Origin of the sequence: Sandarakinorhabdus rubra (assembly GCF_010994245.1) — a bacterium.
GTDB lineage: Bacteria > Pseudomonadota > Alphaproteobacteria > Sphingomonadales > Sphingomonadaceae > Sandarakinorhabdus > Sandarakinorhabdus rubra.
The window spans coordinates 1-725 of record NZ_WMHO01000442.1; the positions used below are offsets into that span (position 1 = coordinate 1).

At 72.4% G+C, this 725-nt stretch carries 2 protein-coding genes; both read right to left on the bottom strand.

All coding sequences use genetic code 11. The features are described 5' to 3' along the window. Positions 1 to 471 (bottom strand): flagellin (locus GJV64_RS15160; RefSeq protein ID WP_408015011.1); only part of this gene is annotated, 471 nt, incomplete at its 3' end. Beyond that, positions 468 to 725: flagellar basal body rod C-terminal domain-containing protein (locus GJV64_RS15165; protein WP_328799212.1), on the bottom strand; the 258-nt coding region annotated here is incomplete at its 5' end. The genes GJV64_RS15165 and GJV64_RS15160, both read right to left, overlap by 4 nt.

Genomic DNA, 725 nt, shown 5'->3' on the forward strand with positions numbered 1-725 from the left:
CCAGGCGGCCAGGCCTTGCGCGTCATCGGCATAGGCCGGCGGCGTGCCGGCGCCGGCAAACAACGCCTCACCATCCGGGCCGGTGGTTTCGGCCAGCGCGCGGGCGGCCAGCAGCAGTTCGCGCACCTCGGAGGCCATGCTGGCGCGGTCGCTGGCGTTGAAACTGTCGTTGGCAGCCGCCAGCGCCAGTTCGCGGGCCCGCATCGCCAGCTCGGCAATGCCGGCCAGCGCCGTCTCGCTGCTGCCCAGCCGGGACATGGCAGCATCCATGGCGCGGGATTGCGCGTCGGCCATGGCATCGGCGCGCTTCAGCGTCGCGGCACGCGCGAAGGCCACCGGGGCATCGCCCGGTTTCAGGATCTTGCGTCCGGTCGCGATCTGCTGCTGCACCTCGGCCAGCTGGCGCGACAGGCTGTTGAGGCGGCTCAAGGCCGCGTCATGGCCGGCGCGGGTGGAGAGCGTGGGGATCATCGCGTGAGACCCAGGATCTGGTCGAACAGGTCGCGGGCGATGCCGATCACCTGCGCATTGGCGCGATAGGCGGCCTGCAGCCGGGTCAGCTCGGCCGCCTCGGTCTCGAGATCGACCGCCGACACGGCGGCGTTGGCGCGCTGGGCATCCTCGTTCAGGGCGGCAGCGGCCGCCTCCAGCCGGCGCGTGTCGGCCACATCGGCGCCGATGCGCGCCAGATCGCCATCCAGCGCCGCCTCGATCGTGCCATTGGG